General features: G+C 33.7%; 18 protein-coding genes. 7 read left to right on the top strand and 11 right to left on the bottom strand.

From position 1 onward, the window contains the following. Positions 1–158: 158 nt before the first annotated feature. A complete protein-coding gene (locus tag AC5P2S_RS00270) occupies positions 159–398 on the bottom strand; it encodes a helix-turn-helix domain-containing protein (protein WP_494555808.1) in 240 nt (79 codons plus the stop codon). Between the two features lie 84 nt (positions 399–482). Here AC5P2S_RS00270 and AC5P2S_RS00275 point away from each other — a divergent pair, with 84 nt between their 5' ends. From AC5P2S_RS00275 to AC5P2S_RS00285, 3 genes are all read left to right on the top strand, one after another. After that, entirely contained in the window at positions 483–878 is a 396-nt protein-coding gene (locus AC5P2S_RS00275; protein ID WP_494555809.1) for a hypothetical protein, read from the top strand. Next, entirely contained in the window at positions 878–1,180 is a 303-nt protein-coding gene (locus tag AC5P2S_RS00280) for a hypothetical protein (protein WP_494555810.1), read from the top strand. The genes AC5P2S_RS00275 and AC5P2S_RS00280 overlap by 1 nt, the downstream gene beginning before the upstream one ends. A gap of 239 nt (positions 1,181–1,419) precedes the next feature. After that, the gene (locus AC5P2S_RS00285; protein WP_494555811.1) at positions 1,420–1,755 is read left to right on the top strand and encodes a hypothetical protein; all 336 of its coding nucleotides are present in this window, start codon (positions 1,420–1,422) and stop codon (positions 1,753–1,755) included. Between the two features lie 147 nt (positions 1,756–1,902). Here the strand turns inward: AC5P2S_RS00285 and AC5P2S_RS00290 are convergent, their stop codons facing one another. Genes AC5P2S_RS00290 through AC5P2S_RS00300 form a run of 3 tightly spaced genes read right to left on the bottom strand, consistent with a single transcriptional unit; the run spans position 1,903 to position 4,464 of the window. After that, a complete protein-coding gene (locus AC5P2S_RS00290; RefSeq protein ID WP_494555812.1) occupies positions 1,903–2,496 on the bottom strand; it encodes a Pr6Pr family membrane protein in 594 nt (197 codons plus the stop codon). A 7-nt stretch (positions 2,497–2,503) separates the two neighbouring features. Then, complete coding sequence (locus AC5P2S_RS00295; RefSeq protein ID WP_494555813.1) at positions 2,504–3,250, bottom strand: DUF3667 domain-containing protein; 747 nt, start codon at positions 3,248–3,250, stop codon at positions 2,504–2,506. Positions 3,251–3,261: 11 nt separating this feature from the next. After that, on the bottom strand, positions 3,262–4,464 hold the full coding sequence (locus tag AC5P2S_RS00300; protein WP_494555814.1) for a glycosyltransferase: 1,203 nt from the start codon (positions 4,462–4,464) through the stop codon (positions 3,262–3,264). 307 nt (positions 4,465–4,771) lie between these two features. Between AC5P2S_RS00300 and AC5P2S_RS00305 the strand changes: the two genes are divergently transcribed. Then, positions 4,772–5,812 (top strand): GMP reductase, encoded by a 1,041-nt coding sequence (locus tag AC5P2S_RS00305; RefSeq protein WP_494555815.1) that lies wholly within the window; start codon positions 4,772–4,774, stop codon positions 5,810–5,812. A gap of 3 nt (positions 5,813–5,815) precedes the next feature. Then, positions 5,816–6,550, top strand: coding sequence for a DUF1835 domain-containing protein (locus AC5P2S_RS00310; protein WP_494555816.1), 735 nt, complete (start codon positions 5,816–5,818; stop codon positions 6,548–6,550). 29 nt (positions 6,551–6,579) lie between these two features. Here the strand turns inward: AC5P2S_RS00310 and AC5P2S_RS00315 are convergent, their stop codons facing one another. The 7 genes from AC5P2S_RS00315 to AC5P2S_RS00345 form a co-directional block, all read right to left on the bottom strand. Then, positions 6,580–7,152: a 5'-methylthioadenosine/S-adenosylhomocysteine nucleosidase family protein gene (locus AC5P2S_RS00315; RefSeq protein ID WP_494555817.1), complete on the bottom strand. Its 573-nt coding sequence runs from the start codon at positions 7,150–7,152 to the stop codon at positions 6,580–6,582. 11 nt (positions 7,153–7,163) lie between these two features. Next, complete coding sequence (locus AC5P2S_RS00320; RefSeq protein WP_494555818.1) at positions 7,164–8,567, bottom strand: radical SAM protein; 1,404 nt, start codon at positions 8,565–8,567, stop codon at positions 7,164–7,166. Between the two features lie 9 nt (positions 8,568–8,576). After that, a complete protein-coding gene (locus tag AC5P2S_RS00325) occupies positions 8,577–8,810 on the bottom strand; it encodes a hypothetical protein (RefSeq protein WP_494555819.1) in 234 nt (77 codons plus the stop codon). Between the two features lie 253 nt (positions 8,811–9,063). Continuing rightward, positions 9,064–9,837 (bottom strand): prolipoprotein diacylglyceryl transferase, encoded by a 774-nt coding sequence (locus AC5P2S_RS00330; RefSeq protein WP_494555820.1) that lies wholly within the window; start codon positions 9,835–9,837, stop codon positions 9,064–9,066. Between the two features lie 65 nt (positions 9,838–9,902). Next, complete coding sequence (gene fabG / locus AC5P2S_RS00335) at positions 9,903–10,646, bottom strand: 3-oxoacyl-[acyl-carrier-protein] reductase (RefSeq protein ID WP_120212074.1); 744 nt, start codon at positions 10,644–10,646, stop codon at positions 9,903–9,905. A gap of 46 nt (positions 10,647–10,692) precedes the next feature. After that, positions 10,693–11,364, bottom strand: a complete 672-nt coding sequence (gene rsmI / locus AC5P2S_RS00340) for a 16S rRNA (cytidine(1402)-2'-O)-methyltransferase (protein ID WP_494555821.1) — start codon at positions 11,362–11,364, stop codon at positions 10,693–10,695. Next, complete coding sequence (locus AC5P2S_RS00345) at positions 11,365–12,573, bottom strand: DUF8457 domain-containing protein (RefSeq protein WP_494555822.1); 1,209 nt, start codon at positions 12,571–12,573, stop codon at positions 11,365–11,367. A gap of 270 nt (positions 12,574–12,843) precedes the next feature. On the opposite strand from AC5P2S_RS00345, the gene AC5P2S_RS00350 reads away from it, so the two are divergent. Together AC5P2S_RS00350 and AC5P2S_RS00355 are read left to right on the top strand one after the other, a co-directional pair. Next, positions 12,844–13,440, top strand: coding sequence for a thymidine kinase (locus tag AC5P2S_RS00350; protein WP_283415835.1), 597 nt, complete (start codon positions 12,844–12,846; stop codon positions 13,438–13,440). 18 nt (positions 13,441–13,458) lie between these two features. Beyond that, positions 13,459–15,903 (top strand): bifunctional UDP-N-acetylmuramoyl-tripeptide:D-alanyl-D-alanine ligase/alanine racemase, encoded by a 2,445-nt coding sequence (locus tag AC5P2S_RS00355; RefSeq protein ID WP_494555823.1) that lies wholly within the window; start codon positions 13,459–13,461, stop codon positions 15,901–15,903. Position 15,904 lies beyond the last annotated feature (1 nt).

The following is a 15,904-nucleotide window of genomic DNA, read 5'->3' on the forward strand; positions in this document are numbered from 1 at the left end:
GTATTTAATTACTCAATTATCATTTAACACTTTAACTCTAGATATTATTAATATAGCTAAATTTTGATATTATGAGATTACACATTAGGTTTAATAGATATTTATATAGTCCTAGAGAAAATTATAGAATTTTTAACAATAACTATCTAATAGCCAAATTATAGTTTTTCAATAGTATCTAATTTAAATAGTTCTTCAAGGCTAATTTCTAATGCTAGAGAAATTCTGTATAAAGTCAATAATGTTGGATTAGTTCTACCTGATTCTATTCTAGAAATGTTGGTAGCATCAATATTTCCTTCCATTTTACCAACAAGTTCTACTTGAGATAAACCTTTCTGTAATCTCATTTCTTTAATTCTAGAACCAATAAGTTTAAATATTTTAGAACTTTCCAACTTGACATATATGATAAGTCAAAAGTGTTGAATATATTTGTTCAGTTTAATGCCATATATGGCAAGTTTAAAAATTATAATGATATGATTTGGATTATACTTATTGTGATATTAGCCTTAGTATTTATTTCAAGGACAAATAAAGAAACTAAGCAAATTGAAAAAATTCCTTTTACTGACAAATATTCAATAATAATTACAGGATTAAATCTAAAAATATTTCAAGGAGATGCAGATTATGAATTTAAGGATTCAAGAGAACACTATTTGGTCAAAAATACATTTTCTAGACAATCATTTGTTCAATTTATTAATAGGGAGAATACATTATATCTAAAGTATGAGGAATACTTTATGGAAATTAAAACAACTTTTTCTTATAATTATTCAGGAATTAAAGATATAACTGATGAGCAACAGGAATTTATTGTTAATGATTTTTATAGTAGAGTAAAAGAACAATCAAAAATTTCTTTTTAATGAACTATTATCTTCTTGTTGAGTTTTTAAATGATATTGAGACTTTAACTGTAGCTAAAATTGAAAATTGGATATTTAATAATAAGGAATACTTCAAAAAAGGAATTGAAAATTCAATTTGTGGAAAATGGCAAAAGTATGCTAACAATGGAGAAACTCCATTTCCTTGTTGCTGTCATATAAAAGAAAAAGACTGCCTCTTCATAGAACTTTACTATAATCTAGAGAACCTAGTTAAAGAAGAGGAACCTGATTTATTTTACATCACTAATATCATACAAAGAACTTTAAAAAACTTTTAAATTTAAAAAAAATAATTATGAAAATACTCGGATGGATTCTACTCATTTTTGGAATCATTATTTTTATTGGGAGAATTCTTTACATAATACAAGGAGGACAAAATGCTAATGTATTTAATTTACTTATCTCAATAGCTGTAACTGCTTTAGGATATTTCATTATATCTAAAGACAAATAATACAATCAAAAAATTTATATATAAGACCACCTAGCAGGTGGTTTTTTAATAACTATCAATATGAAAACTATAAATCTTCCATTTATTATAGGGAAACATTATGAGAATTGGGAGTTTGATTTAGAAGTTTTAGATATTGAAAGGATAAAAGGATATGATAGTTACCTCTATTTGAAAAAAGTAATTTTATTTGAAAGGAATGCTGACTATGTAGAATTAATATTTCTTTTTGATATTTTAGAGATAGTCTTCATTAAATTCTCATTTGAATCTCTAGAGAAACTTTTAGAATTTAAAGCTAAGCTTACAAGTAAATCTTACATAACAATAATTCAGGAACTAGGACTCAATCTAAAATTACTTTATGGGAATCTTGATGAAAAGGCACACTTTTAGGCATACCTAAAAATTGTATCTTTGCAGCTTTATAAAAATCAGACATATATATCTGTATGGAGAGCCCAGCAGGAGGAGCAAACCATCACAGAAATGTGGTGGTTTTTTGTTTTTTGTGTACTTCTTGTTTCTTTAAAATTCTAATATTTATTTTCTCGCTTTGGATTTTAGTTTTTTGATCCAAATAAAAAGAGTGCAGAATAAAATAAACACTACGATTAAAAGCCCGGAATTAATGAATACCTGATTCAATCCGAGCTTTGATACATCTACAAACGGATAAGGATAAAAGTCCGAATAATGTCCTCGAATAAGAATGTAAAACAAATACACCAGTGGAAATATCAACCATTTTGGAATTTGATTATAACTAATCTCATCATCCTCGTACACAAACCAATAAATAATCACCAATCCCGGAATGATGGAATGTAAGAGTTCATCAACAATCATTTGAAGTCCTGTTGGGCTCCAAGTATGTCTTAAAAGAATTTGATAAACCAATCCTACAATTGTGATGTAAACGGTAATTGGCGTTAAAATCCCGATTGTCTTCTTTTGGAAAGCTTGAATCAAAAATGAAATCGCCAAAATCAAATTACTCAAAATCGTGAAATAACTGAAAAATCGAATGACAGATTCAAGCCTGGTAATGGTGCTTGTTTTCATCATCAGATAAAACTGTAGAATCACCGCCATCCATCCTAAAATCGCAAGAAATAACGCCAGTTTCTGTTTCATATTTTGATTAATTTAATAATGACATCACAACTATAAAGATTAAAACCGCTAATCCAACCAAAATAGTCATAATCAAATGACTGAAAATTGATCGCATAATAATATTTATCGGTTTCATTGGTTTGAAAAACTGGAGATTCGTCCAAAAGTGCAATCCCAAATCAATCAGATAAACAATCAGCATCACAGTTCCAATATTTAGAGAATGCTTGACCAGGAAAATAAACGGTAAAAAGACAATCTGAACAATCAGTCTTTGCCCGGCTTTGTAAGTATTCAGAACAAGGTATTCTACAAAATTGTAACCTTTATTATGAAAGCAAATCCAGGTTCCCATTGTGTACAAAGGAATAGTCACCAAAGTTACCCAGCTGAAATGTGACAAAAACCATTCATCAAGGTTCAAAGATTTCCCATAACCAATGTCAGATTTTAAAGACTCTTCCGAAGCTGAAAACAGATTAATACCAAACCAATGGCAAAGCAAAATATAAAATCCTGTCAATATCAGAACAAAAGAAAATGGTTTGATATGACTCACTCTTTTTCCTTCCAGATATTCGCGGATTGTGTGTCCAGGTCGCAGAAACAATTGCTTGGAAGTATATAACAGTCCTGCATCAATATGAAAAAGGCTGTGCGTCAACTGATGCCTGAGATAATGATAATTAATTAGCTTTGTATCAGCTGTTTGACCACAATTGTTACAAAATTTCCCTTCAAAACGATGACCACAGTTCTTACAAATTTTCATAATCGATTAGTTTATTTCTTGTTTTTCTCTTCAATCCACCGGCTCATATATTTTGTCGAATTCAACTGATGATGCTGCAGGATTTTCCCGAGATAATTCTCCGTCCGATGATTTTCCAGATTACTATAAATTTTCGAGATTGTTTCAAAAAACTGATGGACATATAATTGCTTATCAAAAACTTGATTCAGAATTTCGTAAGCATTTTCATTGGCTCGATTCCAAACCGATTCATTTTGATACAACTCAATCGCTTTTTCTATAAATTTCTCGTCAGAATCCTCGGTAAAACCATTCCAAGGTAAATTTTTGTGCATTGCTTCTGAACCAATTGATGAAGTTACATTAGGTAATCCAAATTGCATACTTTCCCAAAGCTTTCCTTTCAAACCGGCACCAAAAGGAATCGGAGCCAACAAAACTTTGTATTCATTAAAAAGTGATTCAACATCGTCCGCTCTTCCTTTTACCAAAAAACTTTCTTTATCATTATGCAGTTGATAAACTTTCTCAGAAGCATAGGCACCATAAATATGAAGTTCAGCTTCCGGAAGTTGTTTCCGGATTGATTTCCAAATGGATTTCAGTTTCAGAACCGTTTGCCAATTGGGTTCGTGTAAGAAATTTCCGATACTTACAAAATGTTGTCTTTCTTGAAAAGCAGTCTTGTTTTTCTCAATCTTTTCAGTCAAAAAAGGAAGATAAAACAGAATATCAGAATTGATTTTAAATTTCTCCGTCAACAACTGAAACTCAAATTCCGAAATAATCAATGACAAATCACAACGCAAAATCGATGCTATTTCTCTCTTGAAAACATCATTAACAAGATCTTCATTACTAACTTCCCTTTTCTCAACAAAAGCTTTCCGTCTCGCTTCTCTAAGGAAATGCAAATCTTCCGTATCAATAATTTTGATTGCTTGAGGACAATTCTCAGTAACACGCCATCCAAATTGTTCTTCGGTTACATAACGGTCAAAAAGTACAATATCCGGATTGAGTTTTTTTATTTTTTCATCAAAACTTTCGTTATTGATTTCGATTTTTTGGATCTCGATTTTTTCTGAGAATTCGATGTTGTTGGAAGCAGTCATAAACGTGATTTTATAATTTGCTTCCGAGAACAATCGGATAAGCTGCATCATTCTGTGACCTGCTGCAGTAGAAGCCGGCTCCGGAATAACAAGACCAATAATGACAAGATGTTTCACAATCACAAAAATAGAGATTCTTTATTGATTATTTTGGCAGCTGTATCCGTCTTCCGCTCCCAAACCTAACGAAGTTGTTCGACGTAGTCAATCTTTTCACTCCACTTCGTTGCGTAAAAAGGATTTCCGCTCAAGTCGGGCTGCAAGTTTCAACATAAAATATAGATTATAGTCACAAAGTTTGTCATTCCGTAGGAATCTAGACTGTTGAGATTCCTACGGAATGACAAATATTGATTTATAATTTAAGGCAAAAATCAGTTTCAATATCATCCCAATTCAAAAAAATAAATGCTAATTTTGATTTATGCGAATAGAAAACGAAATCAAGTTAGGGTTCAAAGATGTGATGTTTCGTCCGAAGCGTTCTACACTCAAATCCCGTTCAGAAGTGACTATAGAAAGAGAATTCACTTTTCTACATACTCAGAAAAAATGGAGCGGCGTTCCATTGATAGCGGCCAATATGGACACGGTCGGAACTTTCGAAATGGCGGAAGCTTTATCCAAAGACAAAATCATTACGGCTATTCACAAACATTATTCCGTACAGGAATGGTCTGATTTCCTGAAAGATAAAAGCGATGACTTCTACCAATACATTGCCCTGAGCACCGGAACCGGAAAAGCGGACGAGGAGAAGATCAAAACAATTTTGGACGCCAATCCGAAAATTCAGTTTTTGTGTATTGATGTTGCCAATGGTTATTCCGAACATTTTGTGGAATTTGTGAAAAAAGCACGTCAGAATTTCCCGGATAAAATCATTATGGCAGGCAACGTTGTAACCGGCGAAATGGTAGAAGAACTGATTCTTGCTGGTGCTGATATCATCAAAGTAGGGATTGGTCCAGGTTCGGTTTGCACGACTCGTGTAAAAACCGGCGTTGGCTATCCACAACTTTCCGCAATCATCGAATGTGCGGATGCAGCACACGGTTTGGGCGGCCAAATCATCGGCGACGGTGGTTGTAAAGTTCCCGGTGATGTGGCGAAAGCTTTTGGTGGCGGTGCAGATTTCGTAATGCTGGGCGGGATGTTTGCCGGACACGACGAAAGTGGCGGTGAAATCGTAGAAGAAAATGGAAAAAAATTCAGGCTTTTTTACGGAATGAGTTCTCAAACAGCTATGGATAAACATTCTGGTGGTGTTGCAGAATATCGTGCTTCTGAAGGTAAAACCGTGAAAGTTCCTTATAAAGGTCCGGTTGCGGAAACTGTAAAAGATATCTTAGGCGGCGTTCGTTCAACGTGTACTTATGTTGGGGCTGCGAAGTTGAAAGAACTTTCTAAGCGAACCACCTTTATACGTGTGCAAGAGCAAGAGAATCAGATTTTTAATGGATAAATTTTGAAAAATATTTTTCACATAGCTAATGGCGATTTTCTTGCTGAAGATTTGAGGAAAACTTCAATCAAAGGCGAAATTATCGTTTGTCGGGAAGCCTTGGTTTATGGCGATTTGAAAGCTGATTCTTTGGAAGCGTTTTGGAAAATCAGAGCCAAATCTATTTCAGAAGATTACAAAGTTTCCAAGGAAAGTTATTATCAAAAATCGGTTTCTGAGTTTGAAAAGATTCTGAATATTCCTGAAGGTTCTGATGTTAATCTTTGGTTTGAAGATGATCTGTTTTGCCAAGTTAATTTGTGGTTTTGTATTTCATTGCTTTCAAAAATTAATGATTTAAAGATCTATCGCGTTTTCCCGACAACAAATGCAGAAAGTCATTGGAAAGGTTTTTCAGAAGCTGATAATTCGGATTTGGACGAGTCATTGAAAACCAAAGTTCTATTTAATGAAAATGATATCAAATTAGCTCTAAATCTTTTGAATGCTTATCAGAATAATGACATCCGTTCATTACAACAATTATCCAAAAATCAAACTGGTTGCTTTCATCATTTGAGTGAAATTATTGATGCTTATATCAATATTAAACCGGAAGTCTTCATTAGAAAACAAATTGAAAACGGCTTAAGAGATTTTGATTCGGTTTTTAAAAAGTTTCAGGAAGAATTAGGGATTTTTGGTTTTGGAGATTTGCAGGTCAAGAAGTTTTATGAGAAAGTTTTAAATGAAAAATAAAGAAAACCAGCCAAATTCGGCTGGTTTTTTTAAAGATTATCTAATTCTTTTTTTAATGCGATCGACGCTTTTTTGACTTCCAGCGCCCAATCATCAGCAGCATTTCCGTCTGCGCCGTCAGAAATATATTTCAAACAAAGAAAATCGATTCCTTCCTGCTCTGCAACTTTCGCCAATGCAAAAGCTTCCATATCGATGACATTATATTCAGGATTGATATGCTCCATTTCGAATTGGTCCCCGGAACCGCATATCCCATTGGGGAGATTTTCTATAATTAATCCATATTCCAGGAGAATTGGTTCATTGGAAAATGGTGTTTCAAATTTCCGAAAACCTAAAGCTCTTACATCCATATCTCTCTGAATAAAACGATGGCAATTGACCAAACTTCCTCTGTCAAAAGTTGTACTTCCGGCAGTTCCGAGATTGATAATCAAATCCGGATTATTTTCGTGAATGGCTTTTGTAAGGTTATAAGTCGCCTTGACTTTTCCTATGCCTACAAAGACTTTATTGTAATTTTCAAACTCTTTTCCAGCTTCAGATTCCAAAGCGAAGACCAGTAAAATATTGTTATACTTCTTTTCGTTGATGGTCATTATTAAATAATTTAAAACAAAACCTTATCCTCATTCCTCAATTCTTCCAAATATTTACTCTTATCATCACGGTAAAAAAGATTCATCGTCTCAAAAGGAATCAATTTTAAATCTTTATTGACGATATGAACACAGGATTTCTTCACGGCACGAACATCAAAATCATGAGCATCCATAAAATTCATAATAATAATTCTGAACAAATTATCATAATCCAAATTCGGAGCAGAAACTTCCGGCAGACAACATAATAACTGATTGACTTTTGGCTGAACTTTATCTACGGAAATTCCCGTACTAAAGATATCTAAAAGCTGCATCTGCAATCCTGTATCCTGTTCGTAAACAATCGTATTTCTAGTTTCATTATTCAGCAGATCGGCAGGATTAATATATCGCGTCAAAGGAATCGTTTCTCCTTCCAGTTTTAAAATATAACCCATCGCCAAAGCATCCGGATTACATGGCACCGGAATAATATCATCCGAATTCAGCAACGGAAACTGGTTCAAAATTTCCTGCCGAACTTCCGTCAATGTTATTTTTTCGTAGGCAGAATCTTCACGGTTTCTTCCCGCAATTTCGACAGGCTGAAAAGTAATTCCGCGAACACATTTCTGTTTTAAAGCAAAATCGATGATTTTTCCGATTTCATCAATATTTTTATCTTTTTGAAGGACAATAACGAGCGTTGTCGAAAGATTTAAAGCATTTAATTTCTCCAAAGCTTTCATTCTGACATCCGTAAGATCTTTTCCCCGAAAATCTTCCAGAACTTCAGGTTTAAAGGAATCAAACTGAAGATAAATCTCAAATTCAGGAGCGTAAGTTGCTAATTTTTCTGCAAAACCAGGATCATTCGCAATCCTCACACCATTAGTGTTCAGCATTAAATGTTTGATCGGTTTTGACTTGGCAATATCCATTATTTTGAAAAACTCAGGATGAATTGTCGGCTCTCCTCCACTAATTTGAACAACATCGGGTTCACCCTCATTTTTAACAATGATATCAAACATTGCCTCAATTTCTTCCAGACTTCTGTGGCTTCCGTAATGCGGTGAAGACATGGCGTAACAGGTAGGGCAAGTTAAATTACAACGATCTGTAACTTCCACAATAGAAAGGCAGCTATGTTGCTCATGATCAACACATAAACCACAATCGTAAGGACAGCCATATTCCACGTCTGTTCCAAAATGATGCGGCATTTCCGAAGCTTTGTTGTAATTTCTGATGTTTTTGTAATAATGAACATCGGATGCAATTTTAGTTTTAAAAAATCCATGATCAGGACATCTTTTCGTCATAAAAACGGCCTCATCTTCAATAATGATCTTTGCTCCGACTCTTTTGAGACATTCCGGGCAAAGACTGATCGTATAATCGTAATAGGTATAATTTCTTACCGGCATAATTTTTTTTTACATTCCTCCACAAATAATTCCGCTTATTAGCCCACAAATTACCAGGCATATCAGCATGGTCTGCCAAAACTGTGATTTGGAAAACTTACGTCCGTCTTTGGATTCATAAATTAACTTTACAAATATTGTTATAAACAGGGAAATCATAAAAGCAACTATCAATATAATACCAATAATCATTGCTACTAAACCACCGAGGTTGCCAACTTCCAAAATAGTTAACATTATCATATAGCTTAATGTTTTTGTGGTATATCAAATTTTGTCATATGTAAAGTCTCATTTGCATAGCAATCCTAATGCTAATGTACAAAGCAAAATAAAAAGGATTATACCTAATGAAAAGATGATAAACAGCTTAAAAAAAATAGATTGTGTAGAGGTCTTTTCCTTTTTTTTAGATACATTAAACAAACTTAAAAAACTGATTACCAAAATAATGACCAAAAGTGCTATTCCAAAGAATGTAATCGTTGTAGTCCCATTATCCATGATTTGCTGTAGTGCTTTTCATAATCCTAATTGATTTTTTAATTTCATAAATGTAATAAAAAATCATTAACAAACTAAGAATCTGGATTGTTCCTAGGTTCAAAAATAAATTGTCATGAGGCTTTATAAAATCTAAGAAAAACCTAAATAAAAAGTAATTCAGCATAAAAAACTGGAACAAAAACCCGGAAACCAATCTCTTGGTATTCTTCAGTTTGAAAATTACAAATCCTAACAATAATAAAAAGATAATCTCATATAACGCCACAGGATGCCGCAAATATCGGTCTCCGAGATGCATCCCAAAAATAGAATTTGTAGGAAGTCCATAGGTTTCTTCATAGATTCCCGTAAAAAAACAACCTATTCTGCCAATAATCATAGCCAGCAACAAAGGGAAAACTATAAGGTCTCCTGTGCTCTGCTTATGGCCAACAATCTTTTTTGCCAATTCTACACCAATTAATCCAAATGCTAAACCACCTGTAATGGTATTGCTGGTCCAAAATCTTACGAATGAAAACTCTTGCCAGAAAAGTATGTTTGGCTTTTCTAAGTTCCCTATTATTTTTGAACCAATCAGTGCACCAGCTGTCGCACCGATTAATATAGCTAATGATTGGCTTAGCGGCATTTTCTCCGGTGATTTTCTTTTCAGATAAAAGTAATAACGCATTGCCAGAAAAATCCCAACAGTTTCAAACACAGGATGTGCTAAAACTGTTTTTCCAAAAATCTGAAATGTCAAAGGAAAGTCGATGTCCATAATTTATAAAAAAAGCTTTTTGCGTAATGCACAAAAAGCTTTATAAATAATTGATATTGTTATAATTAAGTCAACATTCCACCGTCAACATTCAGAACCTGACCTGTTACGTAAGAAGATAATTCACTTGCGAAGAAAACACAAGCATTGGCAACATCTGCCGGCTGTCCTCCTCTTTTCATAGGGATTCCGTCTCTCCAACCTTGAACTGTTTTTTCGTCCAAAGCAGCCGTCATTTCAGTTTCGATGAAACCTGGTGCGATGGCGTTGCAACGGATATTTCTGGAACCTAATTCCAAAGCGATAGATTTAGTAAATCCAATTGCTCCGGCTTTTGAAGCGGCATAATTCGCTTGTCCTGCATTTCCTTTCACACCTACAACCGAGGTCATATTGATGATTGAACCGGATTTTGCTTTCATCATCGGCTTGATAACGGCTTTTGTCAAGTTGAAAACTGAGTCCAAATTAACTTTGATAATCGTGTCCCAATCTTCTTTTGACATTCTCAACATCAAGTTATCTCTAGTGATTCCTGCGTTATTTACCAAAATATCAATCGTTCCGAATTCTGCCAAAACATCCTCAACCAATTTTTGAGCAGCATCATAATCCGAAGCATCTGACTGATATCCTTTGATTTCTGTTATTTTGCTTAATTCTGATTCTAATTCTTTAGCTTTCTCAACGGAACCAGCATAAGTGAATGCGATCTTTGCACCTTCTTTGGCAAAAACTTCTGCAATTCCTCTTCCGATTCCACGCGTTGCACCAGTGATGATTGCAACTTTACCTTGTAGTAATCCCATATATTTTTATAATGTTTTCTAAATTTGTTATGGCAAAAATAATACTTTAAGAATTATTTACGATCAGAACAATTTCACCTTTCAAAGTTTTGCTTTTCGAGAATTCAATTAACTCATTAATTGTTCCACGTTTAGTTTCTTCGAACTTTTTGGAAATTTCCCTGCTCAGGCTCACTTTTGTTTCCTCTCCGAAGAATTCTTTGATTTGTTCAAGTGTTGTATTGATTTTATGCGGACTTTCGTAAAGAACAATTGTTTTCTTTTCTTCAGCTAATTGTTTCAGTTTGGTTTGCCTTCCCTTTTTCTGAGGAAGAAATCCGGCAAAAAGAAATTCGTTATTTGGTAAACCCGAAACAACTAAAGCCGGAATCAAGGCCGTTGCACCTGGCAAACAAATCATTTCCAGACTTTTGTCTGCACAGGCTTTCGCTAAAAGATAACCCGGATCAGAAATTCCCGGTGTTCCCGCATCTGTAATAATAGCAATATTCTGCCCGTTTTCCAAATCCTGAACAACTCTGTCAGTCGCCTGATGTTCGTTATGTAAATGATAGGATTTCAGAGGTTTGGATATCTCGTAATGCTTAAGAAGGACGCCGGAAGTTCGAGTATCCTCACACAAAATATAATCGACTTCTTTCAGAATCTTCACAGCCCGGAAAGTCATATCTTCCAGATTTCCAACAGGTGTCGGAACAAAATAAAGAATGCCGCCCATCTACAAAAACCTGTTTTCTACCAAAGTCCAAAGTCTTTGCGCATAATTATCAACTTTTTTCCAGTCTCTTTCGTAATAAATATCACTTAAATACTCCTGAGCTTTATCCAAAGAATTAAAAGAATTCAGAACAGAAACGACCTGATTCAGGTCACTTTGGCTTCCACCAAAAAGATACTGAGAAAATGCAATTCTGTCATTCAGATCAAGCTTGAATTCCGGTTTTGGTTTTGGCGCTTCCATATAATCTGTCGGCACATTATTTTTCAGAAGACTTCCGGAATTTTGAACAGGAGCTTGTTTCTCAACCTCTTCCAAATGGTCATCATCAAACAAAGATTTTGCAATTTTCAAACCTTTGATGTGAGCCAATTTGAATTTTTTATCATGATGTTCTTCCTGAATCTGTGATTCGTAGACTTCCTGAGATTTTTCTTTAGGTTGTGTATTTTCCTTCGAAAATTCTACAATTTTTCGTCTGTTTTCCTCCAGTTCCTTTAGTTTCGCTTCTTTCTCAGCCAATCTTGCATCATAATCATCCTGAGAATTTTCCGCATTTGATTCATCTTTTGTCATTGCAAAAGAAAACTGGCTATCCTGCATCGGTTCAAGTTTTTCAGACGGTTCTTCTAACAGTTTTTCTTCCTCAGCTTCGATTTCCTCGACGGCTTCAACTATTTCTTCGTGATAATTTTGAGCTTCAATCTCATTAACAATTTCGGGTTCTGAAATTGATTCAATTAATTCTTCATTTGAGATCTCACCCTCTTGTTCAATAATTTCTTCCGGTTGATGAATCTTCTCAATGTTATCTTCAGAAATAATTTCTTCCACCGAATCTTCCTGAGAATCAATCTCGGCAAAAGAATGAACTTCTTCCACTTCCGAAACATTCGCGAAAATATCTTGCGTTTCTGTCTCTTCTACAATAATTTCTGCAACCTTATTTTCATCTTCAAATTCTTCAACCAATAACAAATCAGAATTAGTGTTTAAATTCTGATTTTCAATCGTTTGCAAGAGTTTGAATTCGGTCGGCAAAATATCAAAATTCTGAGAAACCTTAAGAAAAGAAAATTTTTGATAAAGCTGATTGATTTCATTTTCTTTCGCCAAAATCTCTTCATAACTATCAGATTTTGATAATTCTGACAAAAGATTCTTCATCTCTCCGAAAATTTTCTCGTATGATTCCCTCCAATTTTGCATAATATATCTTATTAATTTTTACTTAAATTTGATGAATATAAATTTAAGAACAATTTTGTTCCCAAAAGGTTTTTGTTGTAATTATTTTAATCTATGAATGCGGTAAATTTTAATCGCAAAAGTGCTATTTTTTTACAAGCAAACATTTTTTAAGTCGCAAAATTAATTGACAAATGTCTTTCTGCGTCTTAAAATTTTGATTAGAGAAACTGATTTTGTGCCTTTTGTGTTGAAACAAAAATTTTAAAACAATTTTTTGCTAAATTAATAATGTTTTTAGAAAATACAATTAATCATTCCAAACAAAGCGGCTGGATGGAAGTGATCTGCGGTTCTATGTTCTCCGGAAAGACGGAAGAACTCATCAGAAGGCTTCGTCGTGCGGAGATGGCCGGCCAAAATGTGGAGATTTTCAAACCAAAAATCGACACACGTTATTCTGAGGAAGATGTCGTTTCCCACAACCAGACCAAAATCCGAAGTACGGCTGTGGAAAGTCCTTCCGAGATTCTTTTGTTGGGTTCTAATTGTGATGTAGTAGCGATAGATGAAGCACAATTTTTTGATGAAAGCATTGTTGACGTAGCCAATCAATTAGCAAATAATGGAATCCGGGTTGTGATTGCCGGTTTGGATATGGATTTTCTCGGTCGTCCGTTTGGGCCAATGCCGAATCTAATGGCAACAGCCGAGTATGTGACCAAAGTTCACGCGATTTGCCGAAGAACAGGAAATCTTGCCAACTATTCTATGCGGACTTCTGCAGGAAAAGAGTTGGTGGAACTTGGAGAAACCGAAGCTTACGATGCTGTGAGCAGAAGAATTTTTGTAGATGAAGTTTTGAATAAAAATAATGAAATTAATTAGCTTAGTTTTTGATATTCAATGAATTATACGATAAAAGAAATTGCAGAAATTACCAATTCTGAAGTGATTGGAAATCAAGATATCAAAATCAAAAATATTGCTTTTGACAGCAGGACTATTTATTCTACAAAGCATACTGCATTTCTTGCTATCAATACCAAAAAGAATTCCGGGCAGAAATATATAGAGAATGTTATAGAAAAAGGAATTGATACGATTATCGCTGAACAAGAAATTGACAATCCTTCTATCAATCAAATCATTACAAAAAATTCGGTTGAATTTTTACAGGCTCTTGCCAAATATCATTTTGAACATTCTGACATCAATTCGATTGGAATAACCGGAAGTAATGGAAAAACAATTCTGAAAGAATGGCTGTATCAATGTCTTTCTAATGAATATGTTACAGTTAAAAGCCCAAAGAGTTTTAATTCTCAAATTGGTTTACCTCTGTCATTATTACAAATTGATAAAAAGCACGAATTAGGAATTTTCGAAGTTGGAATTTCCAAACCTGATGAAATGGAAAAACAGGAAAATGTTTTCCACCCGAAGATTGGATTATTGACGCATATTGGAACTGCTCACTCAGCTAATTTCAGTTCCGAGGAAGAATTAATTCAAGAAAAATTAAAACTGTTCAAACATTCAGAAATTATATTTTACAATTCTGATAACGAGTTGACACACAAATTAATTAATCAATTATATTCAAGTAAAAAATTAATATCTTACGGATTAAAGAATAATAATGACATCACGATAGTTTCTGATGTTAATGACCGAATTCAGGATATTAAAATCAAATATTTCGAAGAAGAATTCTCACTTCCAATCAATCAAAGAGATGAGGCAACATTAACCAATGTATTGGCTTTGATAGGAATTTTGAAAGAATTGAAGCTATCAAATCTTCAGATTAAAGAAAAAATCGATGCGCTCAAAGCGATTGAAATGCGTCTGGAAAGCATTGAAGGCATTAGAAATAATCTGATTATCAATGATTCTTATAATTTGGATTTAGATTCTTTGAAAATTGCGTTTCAGTTCATCGGCGAATATAACAAACCAAAAAAATCTCTGATTCTTACAGATATTCTTGATACAAATGAGAATTCTCAAGAGTTATATTCCGAAGTTTCTGAACTGGTGAATGAACAAAATTTTGATAAAGTTTTTTTGATTGGAGAGGAAATTAGCTCATTTTATAAACTGTTTAATTCCGAAACTTTTACTTTTAATAATACCAACCAATTCATTGATAGTAAAGTCATTAACGATTTAGAAAATCAGGTTATTCTTCTGAAAGGTGCAAGAAAATTCGAGATTGAAAAAATTAAGGAAATTCTTGAGCTCAGAAAACACGATACAGTCTTGGAAATTAATCTGAATGCCATTCTTCATAACATTAATTTTCATAAATCATTATTAAAACCCGAAACCAAAATGATGGCAATGGTAAAAGCCAATGCTTATGGATTGGGAAGTTATGAAATTTCCGAATTTCTGCAGCACCATCATATTGATTATCTTGGTGTTGCATTTGCAGACGAAGGTGTTGAACTGAGGAAAAAAGGAATCACAACGCCGATTATTGTTATGAATCCTGAACAACACAGTTACGACAGCGTTATCGAATATAATCTGGAACCGGAAATATATAGTCTGCGAGTTTTAGAATTATTCAATGAACAATTAATAAAATCTGGAAATCAATTGAAATATCCGATTCACATCAAATTGGAAACAGGAATGCATCGTCTTGGTTTTAAGGATTTTGAATTAGATGAATTAACTGAAAAATTAAACGCTATGAATGTCAAAGTTCAAAGTATTTTCAGTCATCTCTCATCTTCTGATATGCCTGAAGAAAAAGAATTTACATTGAATCAATTAAAAACATTTGAAAAAAATTCTAGTTATTTGATTGATAAATTGGGTTATGAGCCAATCCGACATATCCTTAATTCTTCTGGAATTACCAATTACACTGACTATCAATATAATATGGTAAGAATCGGAATCGGAATGATTGGAGAAACTTCAAACCCGGAAATTAAAAAGCAGCTTCAACATTCAGTCAGTTTTAAAACCGTTATTTCTCAAATTTCTGATATAAAAACTGGAGAATCTGTTGGTTATAGCAGAAGATTCAAAGCGGAAGAAGATACAAAGATTGCCACCATACCTGTTGGTTATGCGGACGGAATTCCGAGATTGATTGGAAACAAGGTCGGGAATATTGGTATCAACAATCAACTTTGCCCAATTGTCGGAAGCATCTGTATGGATATGATGATGATTGATGTAGATAATGTAAATGCAAAAGAAGGCGATTCCGTAACAATTTTTAATTCTAATCCGTCATTAGAAGAATTTGCAAAATATTGTGGCACCATTACTTATGAAGTATTAACTTCAATTTCTCCCAGAGTCAAAAGAATCTATATAAAAAATTAAC

The organism is Epilithonimonas sp. 33E (assembly GCF_059372615.1).

Excerpts from the sequence above, each read along its gene's own strand:
- AC5P2S_RS00285 (WP_494555811.1), top strand. The coding sequence starts at position 1,420 with ATGAAAACTATAAATCTTCCATTTATTATAGGGAAACATTATGAGAAT.
- fabG (WP_120212074.1), bottom strand. The coding sequence starts at position 10,646 with ATGGGATTACTACAAGGTAAAGTTGCAATCATCACTGGTGCAACGCGT.
- AC5P2S_RS00280 (WP_494555810.1), top strand. The coding sequence starts at position 878 with ATGAACTATTATCTTCTTGTTGAGTTTTTAAATGATATTGAGACTTTA.
- AC5P2S_RS00320 (WP_494555818.1), bottom strand. The coding sequence starts at position 8,567 with ATGCCGGTAAGAAATTATACCTATTACGATTATACGATCAGTCTTTGC.
- AC5P2S_RS00355 (WP_494555823.1), top strand. The coding sequence starts at position 13,459 with ATGAATTATACGATAAAAGAAATTGCAGAAATTACCAATTCTGAAGTG.
- AC5P2S_RS00275 (WP_494555809.1), top strand. The coding sequence starts at position 483 with ATGATTTGGATTATACTTATTGTGATATTAGCCTTAGTATTTATTTCA.
- AC5P2S_RS00350 (WP_283415835.1), top strand. The coding sequence starts at position 12,844 with ATGTTTTTAGAAAATACAATTAATCATTCCAAACAAAGCGGCTGGATG.
- AC5P2S_RS00315 (WP_494555817.1), bottom strand. The coding sequence starts at position 7,152 with ATGACCATCAACGAAAAGAAGTATAACAATATTTTACTGGTCTTCGCT.
- AC5P2S_RS00290 (WP_494555812.1), bottom strand. The coding sequence starts at position 2,496 with ATGAAACAGAAACTGGCGTTATTTCTTGCGATTTTAGGATGGATGGCG.
- AC5P2S_RS00305 (WP_494555815.1), top strand. The coding sequence starts at position 4,772 with ATGCGAATAGAAAACGAAATCAAGTTAGGGTTCAAAGATGTGATGTTT.
- AC5P2S_RS00325 (WP_494555819.1), bottom strand. The coding sequence starts at position 8,810 with ATGATAATGTTAACTATTTTGGAAGTTGGCAACCTCGGTGGTTTAGTA.
- AC5P2S_RS00330 (WP_494555820.1), bottom strand. The coding sequence starts at position 9,837 with ATGGACATCGACTTTCCTTTGACATTTCAGATTTTTGGAAAAACAGTT.
- rsmI (WP_494555821.1), bottom strand. The coding sequence starts at position 11,364 with ATGGGCGGCATTCTTTATTTTGTTCCGACACCTGTTGGAAATCTGGAA.
- AC5P2S_RS00295 (WP_494555813.1), bottom strand. The coding sequence starts at position 3,250 with ATGAAAATTTGTAAGAACTGTGGTCATCGTTTTGAAGGGAAATTTTGT.
- AC5P2S_RS00345 (WP_494555822.1), bottom strand. The coding sequence starts at position 12,573 with ATGCAAAATTGGAGGGAATCATACGAGAAAATTTTCGGAGAGATGAAG.